The following is a 17,434-nucleotide window of genomic DNA, read 5'->3' on the forward strand; positions in this document are numbered from 1 at the left end:
ACAAAAATGGTGCCTTGTGTCAATCCCCGTTGACAGGTTTTTGCGCATCTCCTTTTGCCGGCCACGCCGGCAGGTGTCATGGGCCAAGGCATTCCGTGGTGGGGTGACCGTGCGAGGTGGCAGGTATGAAGAGGAAAAGCGCGTTGGCCATCGCCGGGGCGGTGTGGCTGCTGTGTGGTCCGGCGCAAGCCCAGGTGTCCGGGGTGTGCAGCAACTGCCACACCATGCACAATTCCCAGAACGCGCAGCCGGTCAGCGACCGCGGGGATGTGGCCTTCGATCCCGGCGATGTGGACAACTACCAGGTGGTGAACCTGCTCGTCAACGCCTGCATCGGCTGCCATTCCTCGGCCGGAACCGACACCATCGTGAACGTGGGCAGCACCCGCATTCCCATCGTCTACAACACGGTGGAGCCGTCGCACCCTCTGGCGGCGGGCAACTTCTTCTACGTGGAAAACCGGGGCGATGAGTTCGGCCACAACGTGCGCAGCGAAGATTCGCATCTGACCCAGGCGCCGGGCAACACCGTTTACGGCTGCGGCTTCGAGGGCTGCCACTTCTCCCTCGCCTCCATCCGTTACGGCCCCGGACCCACGCCGCTGTTCAACCCGGTCATCGGCAACGGCTGCATCGGCTGCCACAACCCGGCCCATCACGCCAATGACCGCCAGCTGGTCCTGGCCGGCGGCGCCAAGTACGTGGACGAATCCGGCGGCGGCTACCGGTTTCTCAACAAGGCCGGCGCCAATTTCTGGGACATCCCGCCCCACAACAACCCCGGGGTCGCTGGCATCGAGGACCCGGACTGGGAATTCGCGCCCGCGGCCGCCAGCCACAACGAATACCAGGACAACCCGAAGCCCTTTGCGCCCGGCGCTTATGGCGGCAGGCCCGAGGGCATCAGCGACTTCTGCTCCGGCTGCCACATCGACTTCCACTCCTGGCCAGCGGGCGGCTCGCCCAACGGTACGACCAGCCCCTGGCTGCGCCACCCGGCGGGGGTGACCCTGCGTGCCGACGGTGAATACGCTGGCTACACGACCTACGATCCTGCTGTCCCGGTGGCGCGCAAGGACCACACTACCTTGAGCTCGGCCGCCGGACCGTCCCAGGCCGTCACCCCGGGCGAGGACAAGGTGATGTGTCTGTCGTGCCACCGCGCCCATGCCAGCCCCCATAAGGACATGCTGCGCTGGGAATACAGCGACATGGCCATCGACAGCGGCAGAACCCACGGCTGCTTCAGATGCCACACCACCAAGAACTAGACCGGCACCAGCCGCTTTGACATCGGCCCCGCGCGCGGTTACATTGCCTTGAGCCGGAAAGCCTCCGCTTTCCGGCTCAAGGTGCTTCATGAGCCCATCTCTTCCTCTTTACCCGATCTCGCCTGCGCATGCCGTTGCCGCCCCGGCCAATCCCTGGCTTCGGGAGCGCCACCATTTCTTCGTCCGCAATCTGGTTCAGGGCTTTGTCCGCGCCAAGGGGCGCTTCGATCGCCTTTACCAAGTCTTCCGGACCGATGGTGCGCTGGCCTTTGCCGAGCTGGCGGCCTGGGTCGGCCGTGAGGGACGCAAGGGCCCGTTGTGGGTGCTCAAGGATCTGGGCCACCAGCTGTGGCGGCAGCCGGGGGCGGAGGCGGACAGCCCGGCCAGCCTGCTGGACTGGCTCCTGGGCAGCATCTTTCACGAGGCCATGAAGCTCAAGGAGAACCTCTATATGGTGGAGGTGTACGGCCCGAAGATGGACGCCCTGGTGGCCTCGGCCGCCGGCCTGCTGTCGCCGGTGGAGTGCCGGGAGCTCTTGCACCGCACCGGCCTGGAGCTTGACCAGCAGATGGACCTCCTGGGCCGACTCTTCGGCCGCGCCTCCTACCTCTTGCGCGCCCTGCTGCCCTCCCTGGCCGACAACCCGCTGGTGATCCGCTTCCTGCTCGAAAACCGCGAGGCCGTGGAAGCGCTCTGGGGGGAGTCCCTGACTGCCATCCTGGCCGACCTGTTCCCGGCGGGCATCGAACAGGCCTATCTCATCGCCGCCGACAGCTACCGCCGCGGCCACTGGTACGAGGAGGCCCTCGGCTGGTACCGGGGAGCGCTGGCCGCAGCCCCGGAGTGCGAGGAAGCCCGGCGCCGGCTGTTCGAGCTGGGCTCCCTGGTGCAGCCGGCGATCCCTGCCCCCTGATCCCGCCAGCCTGCCTGGTTGTCGCCAGCGCTTAACAAACCGCCGCATTCTGGGCTACGATACAAGGGCTGCCGGCGGCGGCCGCCACCGGTCCGGTGGGGCCTGCCGCGCTCTGAGCCATTCTATCCTTTGGAATCTCCAGGAGGGAGAGCATCATGACCATCCGGATCGGCATCAACGGCTTCGGCCGCATCGGCCGCAACATCCTGCGGGCCATCGACACCGACCAGGCCTTCAGCGGTTGCGAGGTGGTGGCCATCAACGACCTCACCGACAACGCCACCCTGGCCCATCTGCTCCAATACGACTCGGTGATGGGCATCTTCCGGCGGACGGTGGAGAGCGACGACCGGGGCCTGGTGGTGGACGGCCGTCACATCGCGGTCTCCAACCAGAAGGAGCCGGCTGCCATCCCCTGGGGGAGCCTGGGCGTCGAGTACGTGGTGGAGGCCACCGGCCGCTTCACCGATGCCGCCACCGCCAAGGCCCACCTGGAGGCCGGGGCCAGAAAGGTCGTGATCAGCGCTCCGGCCAAGGGCGAGGTCAAGACCATCGTGATGGGGGTCAACGAGGACGAGTATGACCCGGTAAGCCACCACATCGTCTCCAACGCCTCGTGCACCACCAACTGCCTGGCACCCCTCGCCCGGGTGATCCTGGACAACTTCGGCATCCGGCGCGGGCTCATGACCACCGTGCATGCCTACACCAACGACCAGCGCATCCTGGACTTCCCGCACAAGGATCTGCGCCGGGCCCGGGCCGCGGCCCTGTCCATGATCCCCACCAAGACCGGTGCCGCCGCCGCCGTCTCCCTGGTCATTCCCGAGCTCAAGGGCAGGTTCGACGGCCTGGCGGTGCGGGTGCCCACCCCCAACGTCTCCCTGGTGGATGCGGTCATGGAGGTGGAAAAGGAGACCACGGTGCCGGAGGTCAACGGCGCCCTGAAGGCCGCGGCCAACCGCTACCTGGGCTTCTCCGAGAAGCCTCTGGTCTCCATCGATTTCCAGGGCGACCCCCACTCGTCGGTGGTGGACGCCGACTCCACCAAGGTCCTGGGCACCCTGGTCAAGGTGATGGCCTGGTACGACAACGAATGGGGCTACTCCAACCGGGTTCTTGACCTCATCTTGCATATGGACCGCGCCAGGGTGGTGTGAGCTCGACGCCCCTTCTGCCGGCCCGACCGCCGTTGTGGGCGGTCGGGCCGGCCTTCATTCTGCCATGCGACCCGAGCCTGCTGCCCCTGAGATCGACTCCGACGCCCTCCGGGCCAACCTTCTCGAGACCGCCGTCACCGGGGTGACCATCGACCCGGAGCTCCTGGTGCTCCGGGAGATCGTCGCCCCCTTCCGCGGCATCCAGAAGGCCCTGGACCACCTGCTCTACGAGCTGGCGCACCCGTTCCGCAACTGGCGGCTCCTCATGCCGGAGCTGCGGGCCTTTGCCCTCAAACAGCTGGGTCACTACCTGGCCGACCCCCGGGGCGCCGCGGCCTGCGACCGCTTCGTGTCGTTGTTCTTCCAGGCCGTGGAGGAGACCGCCAAGAGCGAATCCCTCCAGGGCCAGGCGGTGGAGTCCTTCCTGGCCTACCTGGAGAAGCTTCTTTCCGAGCTGCCGGCCAGCCAGCTCACCGCCTACGCCGGCCCCCTCAACCGCGCCTTTCTGAGCCTGGCCGCCTGGCCGCCCGGGGTGCTGCGCTTCGTGGTCCAGGGCCACCATCCGGTGAAACGCCTGGGCAGCCGGCTGGTGGCCGCGGGCAGCCAGGCCCCCGGCTTCGCTCTCGCGCCCCTGGCCGCCCTCATCACCCGGGTCTTGCGGGAAACCTACGGCTATTGGCTGTCCGAGGAGGACCCCCTGCCCTGGTTCCTGGCCGAGTGCGGCGAGCTGTGCTCCGGCTGGGAGGCCGGCCGGCTTTTTGCCGCCATCTCCCACCAGGAGCTCCGTGGCCATCTGGCACGGGTCGAGACCCTGGCCGCCGAGCCAGACGCCTCCCGCCGTCTGACCGCCCTCCTGGAGCTGCCCTTCCACATGGACCTGGTGCGGCTCTACAAGGAGGTGCCGGACCGGCTGACGGTGCCGGAGGCCAGCGACCGCTTTGCCGAGAACCGCAAGCTCCTCTTTCTGTTCCGGATCATGGAGACCCGGGGGCTCGCCCTCATCCACGAGGAGACCCTGCGGGAGATCAACCGCTCCCTGGTCCAGCTCATCCGCCAACAGAGCTTCGACGACATCAAGGCCTTCCTGATCCGCACCTTCGAGCTCCTGAAGGCTAATGTCCGGAACTACCCCCACACCTCGCTCCAGTGCATCCAGGTCCTGGGCACCGAGGTCTTCCGCCGGGGCAACAGCCGGCTGGTGGAGGCCTTCCTGTGGGAGGCGGCCCGCTTCGGCTTCCAGTACCCCAACGTCTCCGGCGTCGACCGGGACTGGCAGCCCCTGGCCAACCCGGCCCATCTGGCCAACATCCGGGTCTGGCTCAGCCTCATCATGCAGGAGCCCAAATGGTGCTCCACCGTGCTCTCCGCCCTGGTCATCAACCTGCGCCTGGCCGGCACCTGCATCAAGGATACCGATCTCTTCCAGCGGGACGTCACCCGGCTCCTCAACCATCCCATCGAGCCGGTCTACAACCTGGTGAAGCAGTTCGCCAAGCAGCTGCCGGTGTTCTTCAACGAAATCGGCGCCGAGGGCCTGTTGCGGGATGTGTCCACCGAGATCGATGAGATCCACCAGCGCAAGGACATCCTCATCCACTTCCTGCGCAAGCAGAGCCACGTGGAAAGCTCGAATCTCATCGCCGACTTCGTGCGGGCCATCTTCCGCTTCTGGCAGACCCGGGACCGGCAGGTGCTGGCACCGTATCTGCCGTTGGAGGTGCTGGCCGGGGTGGAGCCGTCCGGCCCCTACGTGGACGGGGTCGCCGCCCTGACCGAGCGGGTCTTTTCCCTGCCCCATATCAGCGGCGTGGACGACCTCCTGACCTGGGACGACCACCGTCTGGAGGCCTTTCTGGCCGGCCAGACCGATCTGCCGGTCAACGAGGTCCGGCGCTTCCGGCTTTTGCTGCGGATGTTCAAGCTCCTCAACCAGAAGTACAACCTGGGCTTCCAGGAGCTGCGCTACCAGCTCCAGCAGGCGGCGGCCGGCGACTTCCCCGAGATGCAGGAGCTTCTGGCCGATCTCGAGATCTGCGACACCTTCACCTGCCTGGAGGCCCTCCTGGAGCGGCTGGAGCGCCTCAAAGAGATCATCCTTGCGCCGCAGCATTTCGAGGCCACGGAGGACATCTACCACAAGCGCCACATCGCGGCCGACATCCCCTCGGTATACGGCCGTTACCGGGAGCGCAAGTTCGATGCCCTGGGGCTCACCTTCCGGCTGGAGAACCTGGCCAACGTCTACCTCGAACGGCTGCCAGCCACGGTCAATTTGTCTTTCATTACCCGGGCCACCTTCAGCCGGATCATCACCTGCATCAAGATCTACTTCCGGAGCTTGCGCATCGACGGCATCACGAGCCGTCGTCTGGAGACCCAGCTGTCGCTCCTGGAGAACTCCCTGGGCATCAAGCGCTTTTCCTACACCCAGTATCTGGACATCTTCCGGGGCCTGTCGGAAGGGGTGAAGGATGTCATCTACGCCTACTACACCAATATCCACCGCAACAACCTGTCCATCATCGTGCCGCAGCTCTCCGCCGACACCCTGCTGCCCAAGCTGCACGGCCTGTGGGCCGACGACGATCCGGCCGGCAATTTGCACCGGCTGTCCGAGTTCTTCCTCCGGGACCTCATTGCCGGCACCTTCGGTCTCCAGCATCTGGACAACTTCATCACCCGCATCTACCAGACCCTGGAGAGCCAGAAGGAGGTCTTGGACGAGCGCATGCTCGATCTGCTCATGACCTATGACCCGGAGAAGGCCATCAGCCACCTCCACCACAAGAACCCCCGCACCGACGACCTCATCCACCTCGGCAACAAGGGCTTCAACCTGTCGATCCTGGCCGACGCCGGCAAGCCGGTGCCCCCGGGCTTCATCATCACCACCGAGGTCTTCCGCTGCCGGCCGGTGATCGGCGAGTTCTTCCAGGCCCGGGATGAGCTGATGGGTCAGATCCGCCACGGGATCAGCGAGCTGGAGCGGGCGACCGGCCGGACCTACGGCGACCCGGAAAACCCTCTGCTGCTCTCGGTGCGCTCCGGTGCCGCCATCTCCATGCCCGGCATGATGGGCACCATCCATTTCGTGGGCACCAACCAGGACCTGGTGGAGGAGTTCGCCGAGGCGTCCGGGGAGGCCTTCTTCGCCTGGGACAACTACCGCCGCTTCCTGCAGTCCTGGGCCATGACCCACGGCCTGGGCCGGGACACCTTCCAGGCCCTCATGGACGATGCCAAGACCCGGCACCGGGTGCGGCTGAAAAGGGAGTTCTCGCCGGCCCAGATGCGGGAGCTGGCCCTGGAGTACCAGAAGGCGGTGCGGGCCATCGGCCTCGGCATCCCGGACGACCCCTGGCTGCAGCTGGTAGCCGCCATCGACATGGTGCTCAATTCCTGGAGCGCCAAGAAGACCGTGGAGTACCGCCATCTCATGGACGTCTCCGATGCCTGGGGCACGGCGGTGATCATCCAGGCGATGGTCTACGGCAACCGGACCCCGGACTCCGGGGCCGGGGTGCTGTTCACCGCCCATCCCTACCGCAAGGTCAGCCGGGTCGCCCTGTGGGGGGACTACGCCGCCGGTGACCACGGGGAGGACATCGTCTCGGGCCTGGTGGCCACTGATCCCATCTCCATTGAGCAGACCGAGATCGACGGCCGGGACCCGGCCCAGTCCCTGGAGGCCCGCTTCCCGGAGATCTACCAGGCCCTGCTGTCGCTCAGCCGGGAGCTGGTCTACGAGAAGCGCTGGGGCGCCCAGGAGATCGAGTTCACCTTCGAGGGGCCGAGCGCGGACGACCTGTTCATCCTCCAGACCCGGGACATGATCACCATCAAGAAGGAGAGCTTCGATGTCTTCGTGGAGACGCCGGCCTTGGCCGGCAGCCTTCTGGGCAAAGGCCTCGGGGTGAGCGGCGGCGCGCTGTCCGGCCGGGCGGTCTTTTCCGCCGCCAACATCCAGGCCCTCCGGCGCCAGGATGCGAGCACCCCCCTCATCCTCATCCGCAAGGATACCGTGCCCGAGGACGTCAAGGTCATCGCCATGGCGGACGGCCTGCTCACCGCCCGGGGCGGCCAGACCTCCCACGCCTCGGTGGTGGCCTCCCGCCTGGACAAGACCTGCGTCGTCGGGGTCAACTCCCTCAAGGTCATGGAGAGCCTCAACCTGTGCGAGATCAACGGCCACACCGTGCGCTTCGGCGACGAGGTGAGCATCGACGGCCGCCGGGGTCTCTTCCTGCGCGGCTGCCACGAGGTGAAAAAGGAGGTCCACATCGTGCCGGTCTAGGCCAGTCCGGCCCGCCGGCTCCCGGTGGTCGCCCGACCGCCGGCCGGGGAAACACTGGACAACGACCCGCCAGGCCGGTATAGTTCCGGGTTCTCATCGATGACCTCATGCTGGCGGCCGGACCGCCAGCCGATCCTGCACCCCCTTCCATCCTTTCTGGAGGTCCGCACGCGATGAAGCTCGGCATCAACGGCCTGGGGCGAATCGGCAAGCTCACGGTCTGGCACCACGTCTCCCGCAAGCATTTCTCCGGCCTCACCATCAACATCGGCCGTGCCGCCGGCCAGGGCCTGGAGCACGTGGCCAGCTACCTCGAAAAGGACAGCACTTACGGGCGGCTGGGCCAGTATCTCCACGGGCACCGCGCCGGCCGGGTCATCGAGGGCCTGGACGAGGCCAAGGGCTTCATGCTGGTGGACGGGGTGCCGGTGACCATCCTGCGGGAATCCCGCAACCCGGCCGGCATTGCGTGGAAGGATCAGGGCACCCGCCTGGTGGTGGACACCACCGGCGCCTTCACCGACCCCACCGGGGCGGCCGAGGACCCCAAGGGTAGCCTGCGGGGCCACCTGACGGCGGGCGCCGAAAAGGTCATCCTGTCGGCGCCGTTCAAGATCAAGGCCCAGGGCATGGCCATGCCCGATGACGCCGTGACCACGGTCATGGGCATCAACTTCGACGACTACCAGCCGGCTCGCCATCACCTGGTCTCGGCCGCCTCCTGCACCACCACCTGCCTGTCTTACATGGTGAAGCCGCTCCTGGAGCATTTCGGTGCCGACCGGGTCCTGAGCGCCTCCATGGTCACGGTCCATGCCGCCACCGGCTCCCAGCAGGTCCTGGACCGGCTGCCCAATGCCGGCGCCAAGGACCTGCGCAAGAACCGCAGCATCCTCAACAACATCATCCTCACCACCACTGGCGCTGCCAAGGCCCTGGGCCTGGTGATCCCCGAGATGAAGAACATCGGCTTCATCGCCGAGTCGGTGCGCATCCCCACCAGCACCGGCTCCCTGATTGTCCTGGTGATCAACCTCCAGGACGAGGAGGCAAGCCCGGTCAAGCGCAACCTGATCAACGGCATCTACCAGGCCTACGCGGCCCGCAGCCGCTACCTGGCATACAGCGAGGAGCAAAACGTCTCTGGCGACATCATCGGCACCCCGGAGGCGGCCACCATCATCGAGGGCACCGAGACCCATACCCGCACCGCCCACATCCGGGTGAGCCTCAAGAACATCCCCGGCTGCTCCATCAGCGAAGGCTCGGCGGCCTTTCTCAACATCCCGGTCACCCAGGCCGTGATCTACGGCTGGTATGACAACGAGCTGGGCAGCTACTCCAACATGCTGGGGGATCTGACCGTGGCCGTTGCCGACAAGATGATCTGACCCGCCAGAGGCCATGCCTGTTCTTGCCTGCGGTGCGGTGCAGGCCGCACAGCATTCGGACCTTGACGCCATCGCCGCCCTTGAGGCATCCTGCGGGCGGGATCACTGGAGCCCGGCGCAGCTGGCCGCCGAGTGGGAGATCCCCCAGAGCCGCTTCTTCGTCTTCCGCCCTGGCACCGGCCAACCGGCCACCGGCTACATCGGCCTGCGGCTGGTCGTTGATGAGGCCGAGGTGCTGCGGCTGGCGGTCCTGCCCGCCCACCGGGGCCAGGGCATTGGCACCCGCCTGGTCCGGCACGCCTGCGCGGCCCTGGAGCAGGAGGGAGCCGGCCGCCTGTTTTTGGAGGTGCGGCCCTCCAACACCGTGGCCCGCCACCTGTATGCCCAGGCCGGCTTCCAGCCGGTCGGCCGCCGGAGCCACTACTACCAGCAGCCGGACGAGCCGGCCCTGATCCTGACCCGGGTGCGGCCAAGCGCTGGGCCGCTCGCCCTCCAACCGTCATGAAGGACAACCATGAAGAACATCCGCGACATCGATATCAGGGGTAAGAAGGTCCTTATCCGGGTCGACTTCAACGTGCCCATGGATGATCAGGGCAACATCACCGACGACACCCGGATCCGCAGCGTCTTGCCCACCATCAACCACCTCCTGGACGAGCATGCCCGGGTGATCATCTGCTCGCACATGGGGCGGCCCAAGGGCCAGCGGCTGGCCACCCTCTCCCTCGAGCCGGTGGCCAAGCGCCTCGGCCGTCTGCTGGCCAAGGAGGTGCCCCTGGCCCCGGACTGCATCGGGCCGGAGGTGGAGGCGCTGGTGGCCAAAATGCAGCCCGGCGACCTCCTGCTGCTGGAAAACCTGCGCTTCCACGCCGAGGAGCAGGCCAACGACGACGCCTTTTCCCGGCAGCTGGCCAGTCTGGCGGATGTCTATGTCAATGATGCCTTTGCCGTCGCCCACCGGGCCCACGCCTCGGTGGTCGGGGTGACCCGGCACGTGCCGGTGGCGGCTGCCGGCTTCCTGCTGCAGCGGGAGATGGACTATTTCCACCGCTCGGTGAGCGACCCCATGCGGCCTTTGGTGGCCATCATCGGTGGCGCCAAGGTCTCCAGCAAGCTGGGGGCCCTGACCAACCTGCTGGACAAGGTGGACAAGATGATCGTCGGCGGCGCCATGGCCAACACCTTCCTGAAGAGCCAGGGCATCGACGTCGGCGCCTCCAAGGTGGAAAACGATCTCCTGGACACCGCTCGCCAGCTGGTGGCCAAGGCCCGGGAGCGGGGGGTGCACCTCTACCTGCCCGTGGACTGCATCGTCGCCGACCGCTTCGATCCCAAGGCGGAAAGCAAGCGGGTACCGGTGCAGGAGGTGCCACCGGACTGGATGATCCTGGATATCGGCCCGGCCACCACCATCCTGTTCAGCGAGGCCCTGGAGAACGCCAAGACCATCATCTGGAACGGCCCCATGGGCGCCTTCGAGATGGATGCCTTCTCCCGGGGCACCATGGCCATGGTGCGCAACGTCGCCAACTCTTACGCCCTGACCATCGTCGGCGGCGGCGACACCGATGTCGCCGTGCACCGGGCCGGCGAATCCGCCAACATCTCGTACATCTCCACCGGCGGCGGCGCCTTCCTGATGCTCATGGAGGGCAAAACCCTGCCCGGGGTGGCTGCCCTGGACGCGCTCCAGGACCGCTGATCCCTTCCTCGACCCCAGCTCAGGAGAGCGCCATGGCACCCACGGCCTTTATCGCCGGCAACTGGAAGATGCACGGCACCCTAGCCGAGGCCACCGCCCTCGCCGCGGCCCTGGCCGCCGGCCTGGGAGAGGTGGCCGGCCGGGAAGTGGTGGTGGCGCCGCCCGCCACCGCCCTGGCTGCCGTCGGCCAGGCCGTAGCCGGCAGCCCCATCGGTCTGGCCGGCCAGAACGTGGCCTGGGAGGAGAAGGGGGCCTTCACCGGCGAGATCTCGCCGCGCATGCTCCGGGACCTGGGCTGTCGCTACGCCCTCGTCGGCCACTCCGAGCGGCGGCACATCTTTGGCGAGACCGATGCCCTGGTCAACCAGCGCCTGACCGGCGCCCTGCGCCACGGCCTTCGCCCCGTCTTCTGCATCGGCGAGACCTTGGCGGAGCGGGAGAGTGGAGCGACCCTGACGGTCCTGGAGCGGCAGCTCATGGCGGGCCTCAAGGACGTGGCCCTCCCGGCGCCTGAGGCGCTGGTGGTGGCCTACGAGCCGGTGTGGGCCATCGGCACCGGCCGTACCGCCACCGAGGAGCAGGCCCAGGAGGCCCACGCCTTCATCCGGCGCATCCTGGCGCAGCGCTTCGAGAAAGGCGTTGCCGCCCATATCCGAATCGTGTATGGTGGCAGCGTCACGCCCCAGAACGTCGACCGGCTACTGGCGCAGCCGGACCTGGACGGTGTTCTGGTGGGCGGGGCTTCCCTGAAGGTCGAGTCCTTTCTGCGGATCATCCATTTCCAAGCCTAAGAGTCACCCCCGCCCAGGGCGCAGGGTGCTTTTCTTTTTGTGGACCGTTCATGACAGCTATCCTCACGATCATCCATGTGGTGGTCTGCGTCTTTCTGATCGCCATTGTGCTGCTGCAGCACGGCAAGGGCGCCGACATCGGTGCCACCTTCGGCGGCTCCAGCCAGACGGTGTTCGGTACCGAGGGTCCCACCTCGCTCCTCAACCGCATCACCACCATCTCGGCCATCGTCTTCATGTGCACGTCGGTGGCCCTGGCCTACCTGGCCGGCCGGCCCACCGGTGGCTCGGTGATGGAGGGCTTGAGCCTGCCGGCCAAGCCGGCGGTTGAGCAGGCTGTGCCGGTGGAGACCTCGCCACCGGCCGCGGTGCCGACGCCGATCCCCCTGGGCCGGTCCAGCCAGGAGGCGACGCCGGCACCGGTTGTACCGGAGCCGGCCGCCAGCGCGCCTGCAGCAACAGAACCGCCTCCCGCCGCACCCGCGGCTGGCGAGGCGCCCAAAGGTCAATAGCCAGGTTGTGCCGAAGTGGTGGAATTGGTAGACACGCTATCTTGAGGGGGTAGTGGGCGCCGCCCGTGCGAGTTCGAGCCTCGCCTTCGGCACCAACGGTTCTTGGGAAAGCCACCCCTGGGGTGGCTTTCTTTTTTGGAGGAGACGGATCATGCACAAAGCGATCATCGCCCTGGCCACCAGAAACGAAGGCAAGATCCGGGAGCTGACCGAGCTGGTGGCCGGCTTTCCCGTGGAGATCCGCAGCCTGCGGGACTTCGGCCCCATCCCCGAAGCCAAGGAAGACGGCGCCACCTTCGATGACAATGCGTACCAGAAGGCCCTGTTCACCGCCAAGGTCCTGGGCATCCCGGCCATGGCCGACGACTCCGGCCTGGTGGTGCCAGCCCTGGACGGCGCGCCCGGGGTCTACTCGGCCCGCTACGCCGGCGAGCAGGCCAGTGATGCCGACAACATCCGGAAGCTGCTCGCGGCCATGGAGGGCAAAAGCGACCGCCGGGCCGCCTTCGAGTGCGTCGTCTCCATCGCCGTGCCCAGCGGCCCGGCCCTGACCTACGAAGGCCGTTGCGAAGGGGAGATCACCCTGGCCCCCCGGGGGAAAGACGGCTTCGGCTACGATCCGGTCTTTTTCTATCCGCCGTTGGGCAAGACCTTTGCCGAGCTGACCCTGGAGGAGAAGAACGCGGTCAGCCACCGGGGCCAGGCCTTGGCCCAGGTACGCCAGGAGCTGGCCAAGATCCTCACCTGGCTCAGCCAGCGCCTCCGGGAGGTCAAGCCCCCCAAGCCCGACCACGCCGAGTTCGCGGACAACGACTGGTCGCAGCAGGAGTGGCGGCCGCCGTGCGCAAAGAAGGGAGGAGCCACCACGGTGTGAACCGGCGGGCTCCGTTTGGGCCCCGCGTGCGGATCGACTCCATCACAAGAAGGGATTCGTGCTTTCGGCGAAACGCACCCATCGAGCCACTGTTTCCGGACACTCCGCCGATCTCGATCCCGGACAGATCGGAGGGAGGCAGGCCATCGATGCTGACCCCTACTCAACTTCAGGCACTCTTGTCCGATCTTGAATCGGACCGCATTGAGCGCCTGGTGTCGACCAGGGACACCGACAAGTTCGCGCAGGCGGTCTGCGCCTTTGCCAATGACCTTCCCGGCCACGGCCTGCCCGGGTGTCTCCTTGTTGGCGTCAACGACCAGGGGGTACCGGCGGGCATCGAGGTGACCGATCAGCTCCTGCAAAACCTGGCCGCTCTCCGCTCGGACGGCAATATTCAGCCCTTGCCCGTTCTGACCGTGACCAGGGAGTCGCTGCCATCCGGGGATGTGGCGGTGGTGGTGGTCCAGCCTTCGGACCTGCCGCCGGTCCGCTTCAAGGGGCAGATCTGGATCCGAGTCGGTCCCCGCAAGGCCATCGCCAGCGAGCAGGAAGAGCGCCTGCTCATCGAGCGCCGGGTTGCCCGGGCCCGCACCTTCGATGCTCAGCCCTGCACCGAGGCCACCTTCGCTGATCTCAACGAGGAGCGGTTCCTGCTCGGCTACCGGAAGGCGCTGCGGGACAATGGCAACCCGGCCGCTGACTTTCAGCCGGACAAGGACTGGTTTTCGGTGCGTATCCACGGGAAGACCACACCCCGCACACTGCAACCATGATCGCCGCCACTCTCCAGCACGCTCGCAGACGACGTCCCTTCACAGCCCGCCATCCAGACGGCAGCGCCGCAAGGGAGGCCGGCGAGCTTGATCGGGTGGGTCGAAGTCGGGCCGGCGGCGTAGCCGACCTCTGAATATAGGAAAAAAGCCAATACGAAGGGGGTATCAGCCAACCGCCGCTACGGCCAACTCGTCCTTGCCCTCCCGGGCCAGGAGCTCCTGGACGGCGGTCATGGGCCTCTGGCCTTCGTAGAGGACGCGGTAGACCTGCTCGGTGATGGGCATCTCGACGCGGTGGCGGGCGGCCAGCTGGTAGATGGAGCGGGTGGTGCGCACGCCCTCCGCCACCATCTGCATGCCGGCGAGGATCTGGGCCAAACCCTTGCCCTGGCCCAGCGCCAGGCCCACCTGCCGGTTGCGGGACAGGTCGCCGGTGCAGGTCAGGACCAGGTCGCCCAGGCCCCCCAGGCCGGAGAAGGTGAGGGGATTGGCGCCCATGGCCAGGCCCAGGCGGATGATCTCGGCCAGACCCCGGGTGATGAGGGCGGCCCGGGTGTTGGTGCCGAAGCCCAGGCCGTCGGCAATGCCCGCGGCGATGGCCACCACGTTCTTCACCGCCCCACCCAGCTCCAGGCCAATGAGATCGGTGGAGGTGTAGACCCGAAAACGGTCGGTGTGGAAAAGCCGCTGCCAGGCCCGGGCGATGTCCAGGCTGGCGCCGGCCACGGTGACGGCAGTAGGCTGGCCGGCCGCCACCTCCCGGGCGAAGCTCGGCCCGGCCAGAACGGCGATTCTCCCGGCCAGGGGTCCGGGCAGGACCTGGGACATGACCTGGGACATGGTGCACAGGGTGTCGTTCTCGACCCCTTTCACGGCACTGACCAGGAGTGCGGACGGATCCAGGAACGGGGCCAAGGCCGCCAGCTGCGGCCGGAAGCCATGGGAGGGCACCACCATGACCACCCCGCAGGCGCCGGCCACTGCCTGGGTCAGGTCACTGGTGACGAAGAGGTTGCCGGGCAGCGGCGCGCCGGGCAGGTAATCGCGGTTCTCGCGGTCCCGGTCGATGGCCTGGGCCAAGGCCGGTCGCCTGGCCCAGAGCCGGACCGCGGCGCCCTTGTCCGCCAGCAGCTTGGCCAGGGCCGTGCCCCAGCTGCCGGCGCCGATCACCGCCAGGGTCTGGTGGTCAGGCTTCATCACCCTCGCTGACCGGGTCCCCGGACCCTTCCTCGGCCTCGCCAGCCTCGTCGGCCACAAACCGCTCCGCCACCCGGTCCATGCCCACCACCTTCTCGTCGGCCGCCAGGTTGATGAGGCGCACCCCCTGGGTGTTGCGGCCGATGACGCGCAGCTCGTCCATGCCCATGCGGATGATCTTGCCGGAGTCGGTGACCAGCATCACCTGATCGTCGTCGGACACCGACAAGGCGCCCACCACCTGGCCGTTGCGCTCGTTGACCCGGATGGTGATGATGCCCCGGCCGCCCCGGCGCTGCAGGCGGTACTCCTCGGTGGAGGAGCGCTTGCCGTAGCCCTTTTCGGTCACGGTCAAGACCGACGTCTCGCCGGTGAAGACCACCACCCCCACCACCGCGTCATCCTCCGCCAGATCGATGCCTTTGACGCCGGTGGCCACCCGACCCATGGAGCGGATGTCATCCTCCCGGAAGCGGATGGACATGCCGGAACGGGCGATGAGCAGGATGTGATCCCCGGCCTGGGTGAGGGCTGCGGAGATGATCTCGTCGTCGGGCCGGATGCGAAGAGCGATGATCCCCCGGCGGATGGGGTTGGCGTAGGCCGCCAGCTCGGTCTTCTTCACCACCCCTTTGCGGGTCACCATGAGGATCGACGGCTCCTGGTCCGGCTCGGCCACAAAGCTCTTCACCCGCAGGATCGCCGCCACCTTCTCCCCCTCGACCAGGTCGAGGAGGTTCACCATGGCCTTGCCCCGGGCGGTGCGGCCGGCCTGGGGGATCTCGTAGACCCGGCGCCAGAACACCTTGCCCAGGTTGGTGAAAAAGAGCAGGGTGTCGTGGGTGGAGGCGAAGTAGAGATCCCGGACATAGTCCTCCTCCCGGGTGCCCATGCCCAGGAGGCCCTTGCCACCCCGGCGCTGGGAGCGGTAGAGGCTCACTGGATTGCGCTTGATGTAGCCGGAGTTGGAGACAGTGACCACCACATCCTCGGGCATGATGAGGTCCTCGGGCAGCACCTCGTCCACGACCTCCAGGATCTCCGTCCGGCGGGGGTCGCCGTACTCGTTGCGGATCGCCTCGCACTCCTGCCGGACGATGGTCATCACCAGGGCGTCACTGGCCAGAATCTCCTGGAAGCGGGCGATCTGGGCCAGGACCTCCCGGAGCTCTTCCAGGATCTTGTCCCGCTCCAGGGCGGTCAGGCGCTGCAGCCGCATCTCCAGGATGGCCTGGGCCTGGATGGCGGAAAGGGCAAAACTTTCCATGAGACCGGCCTTCGCCTCGGCCGGGCTGGCGGAAGCCCGGATCAGGGCCACCACTGCATCCAGGTTGTCGATGGCGATCTTGAGGCCCGCCAGAAGATGGGCCCGCTCCTCGGCCCGGGCCAGGTCGTAGGCGGTGCGGCGGTAGACCACCGTCTTGCGGTGGCCGATGAACTGCTCCAGGATCTGCTTGAGATTGAGGATCTCCGGCCGGTTGTTGACCAGACACAGGAAGATGATGCCGAAGCTCCGCTCCAGAGGCGTATGGGCGAAGAGCTGGTTCACCACCACGTCGGCGATCTCGTCCTTCTTGAGGTCGAGGACGATCCGGGTCCCTTCCCGGTCCGACTCGTCCCGTACCTCGGCAATGGACTCGATCTTCTTCTCCTTCACCAGGAGGGCGATCCGCTCCACCAGCTTGGCCTTGTTCTGCTGGAAGGGGATCTCGGTGAAGACGATGCTCTCCCTGCCCGCCGGACCCTTCTTCTCCACATGGTGGCGGGAGCGGATGGTGACGGTGCCGCGGCCGGTCTCGTAGGCCTCCCGGATGCCGGCCCGGCCGCAGATCATGGCACCGGTGGGGAAGTCCGGACCGGTGATGATCTCCATGAGCTGGGCCACGGTGTGGGTCGGCTCGTCGATCAGGGCGATGATCCCGCTCATCACCTCGGTGAGGTTGTGGGGCGGGATGTTGGTGGCCATGCCGACCGCGATGCCGGCCGAGCCGTTGAGGAGCAGGTTGGGCACCCGGGACGGGAAGACCAGGGGCTCCACCAGGCTGTTGTCGTAGTTGGGGCCCCAGTCCACCGTCTCCTTGTCCAGATCGGCGATGATCTCGGTGTTGAGCCGGGTCATGCGCACCTCGGTGTAGCGCATGGCCGCCGGTGCGTCGCCATCCGTGGAGCCGAAGTTGCCCTGGCCGTCCACCAGGGGATAGCGCATGGAGAAGTCCTGGGCCAGGCGGACGATGGTGTCGTAGACCGCGGCGTCGCCATGGGGATGGTACTTGCCGATGACGTCGCCCACCACCCGGGCAGACTTGAGATAGGGCCGGTTGTGGAAGTTGCCCAGCTCGCGCATGGCGAACAGGGAGCGCCGGTGCACCGGCTTCAAGCCATCCCGGACATCGGGCAGGGCCCGGCCGACGATGACGCTCATGGCATACTCCAGATAGGATTTCTGGAGCTCGCGATGGATGGCGATGGAGCCAGGCTCCGGCAGATGGGTCTCGTTCATGGGCATGGTCAACAGACTCTTGGCTCGGCAGCCCCTTGGGCTTGCGGCCT

General features: G+C 67.0%; 13 protein-coding genes and 1 tRNA gene. 12 read left to right on the forward strand and 2 right to left on the reverse strand.

What is annotated here, in order from left to right; all coding sequences use genetic code 11:
• The first annotated feature begins 125 nt into the window (after window positions 1-125).
• The 12 genes from AB1634_05385 (at window position 126) to AB1634_05440 (ending at window position 13,687) form a co-directional block, all read left to right on the forward strand.
• Window positions 126-1,271, forward strand: a complete 1,146-nt coding sequence (locus tag AB1634_05385; GenBank protein ID MEW6218955.1) for a cytochrome c3 family protein — start codon at window positions 126-128, stop codon at window positions 1,269-1,271.
• A gap of 88 nt (window positions 1,272-1,359) precedes the next feature.
• Window positions 1,360-2,184: a hypothetical protein gene (locus tag AB1634_05390; protein ID MEW6218956.1), complete on the forward strand. Its 825-nt coding sequence runs from the start codon at window positions 1,360-1,362 to the stop codon at window positions 2,182-2,184.
• A 155-nt stretch (window positions 2,185-2,339) separates the two neighbouring features.
• Complete coding sequence (gene gap / locus AB1634_05395) at window positions 2,340-3,344, forward strand: type I glyceraldehyde-3-phosphate dehydrogenase (protein MEW6218957.1); 1,005 nt, start codon at window positions 2,340-2,342, stop codon at window positions 3,342-3,344.
• Between the two features lie 64 nt (window positions 3,345-3,408).
• Window positions 3,409-7,638, forward strand: a complete 4,230-nt coding sequence (locus AB1634_05400) for a PEP/pyruvate-binding domain-containing protein (GenBank protein ID MEW6218958.1) — start codon at window positions 3,409-3,411, stop codon at window positions 7,636-7,638.
• A 173-nt stretch (window positions 7,639-7,811) separates the two neighbouring features.
• Window positions 7,812-9,029, forward strand: a complete 1,218-nt coding sequence (locus tag AB1634_05405) for a glyceraldehyde 3-phosphate dehydrogenase NAD-binding domain-containing protein (GenBank protein MEW6218959.1) — start codon at window positions 7,812-7,814, stop codon at window positions 9,027-9,029.
• A gap of 13 nt (window positions 9,030-9,042) precedes the next feature.
• Window positions 9,043-9,534, forward strand: coding sequence for a ribosomal protein S18-alanine N-acetyltransferase (rimI, locus tag AB1634_05410; protein ID MEW6218960.1), 492 nt, complete (start codon window positions 9,043-9,045; stop codon window positions 9,532-9,534).
• Window positions 9,535-9,543: 9 nt separating this feature from the next.
• The gene (locus tag AB1634_05415) at window positions 9,544-10,734 is read left to right on the forward strand and encodes a phosphoglycerate kinase (GenBank protein MEW6218961.1); all 1,191 of its coding nucleotides are present in this window, start codon (window positions 9,544-9,546) and stop codon (window positions 10,732-10,734) included.
• A gap of 32 nt (window positions 10,735-10,766) precedes the next feature.
• Complete coding sequence (gene tpiA, locus AB1634_05420; protein MEW6218962.1) at window positions 10,767-11,525, forward strand: triose-phosphate isomerase; 759 nt, start codon at window positions 10,767-10,769, stop codon at window positions 11,523-11,525.
• A 50-nt stretch (window positions 11,526-11,575) separates the two neighbouring features.
• Window positions 11,576-12,037: a preprotein translocase subunit SecG gene (gene secG, locus AB1634_05425; protein ID MEW6218963.1), complete on the forward strand. Its 462-nt coding sequence runs from the start codon at window positions 11,576-11,578 to the stop codon at window positions 12,035-12,037.
• 9 nt (window positions 12,038-12,046) lie between these two features.
• Window positions 12,047-12,132: transfer RNA gene (locus tag AB1634_05430), tRNA-Leu, on the forward strand.
• 56 nt (window positions 12,133-12,188) lie between these two features.
• Complete coding sequence (locus tag AB1634_05435; protein MEW6218964.1) at window positions 12,189-12,911, forward strand: XTP/dITP diphosphatase; 723 nt, start codon at window positions 12,189-12,191, stop codon at window positions 12,909-12,911.
• A gap of 149 nt (window positions 12,912-13,060) precedes the next feature.
• Window positions 13,061-13,687: an ATP-binding protein gene (locus tag AB1634_05440; GenBank protein MEW6218965.1), complete on the forward strand. Its 627-nt coding sequence runs from the start codon at window positions 13,061-13,063 to the stop codon at window positions 13,685-13,687.
• A gap of 165 nt (window positions 13,688-13,852) precedes the next feature.
• Here the strand turns inward: AB1634_05440 and AB1634_05445 are convergent, their stop codons facing one another.
• Both AB1634_05445 and gyrA read right to left on the reverse strand, forming a co-directional pair.
• The gene (locus AB1634_05445; GenBank protein ID MEW6218966.1) at window positions 13,853-14,884 is read right to left on the reverse strand and encodes an NAD(P)H-dependent glycerol-3-phosphate dehydrogenase; all 1,032 of its coding nucleotides are present in this window, start codon (window positions 14,882-14,884) and stop codon (window positions 13,853-13,855) included.
• Window positions 14,874-17,390, reverse strand: a complete 2,517-nt coding sequence (gyrA, locus tag AB1634_05450) for a DNA gyrase subunit A (protein MEW6218967.1) — start codon at window positions 17,388-17,390, stop codon at window positions 14,874-14,876. Before gyrA ends, AB1634_05445 begins: the two co-directional genes overlap by 11 nt.
• Window positions 17,391-17,434: the final 44 nt, after the last annotated feature.

The sequence above is a fragment of the Thermodesulfobacteriota bacterium genome, from assembly GCA_040755095.1.
GTDB lineage: Bacteria > Desulfobacterota > Desulfobulbia > Desulfobulbales > JBFMBH01 > JBFMBH01.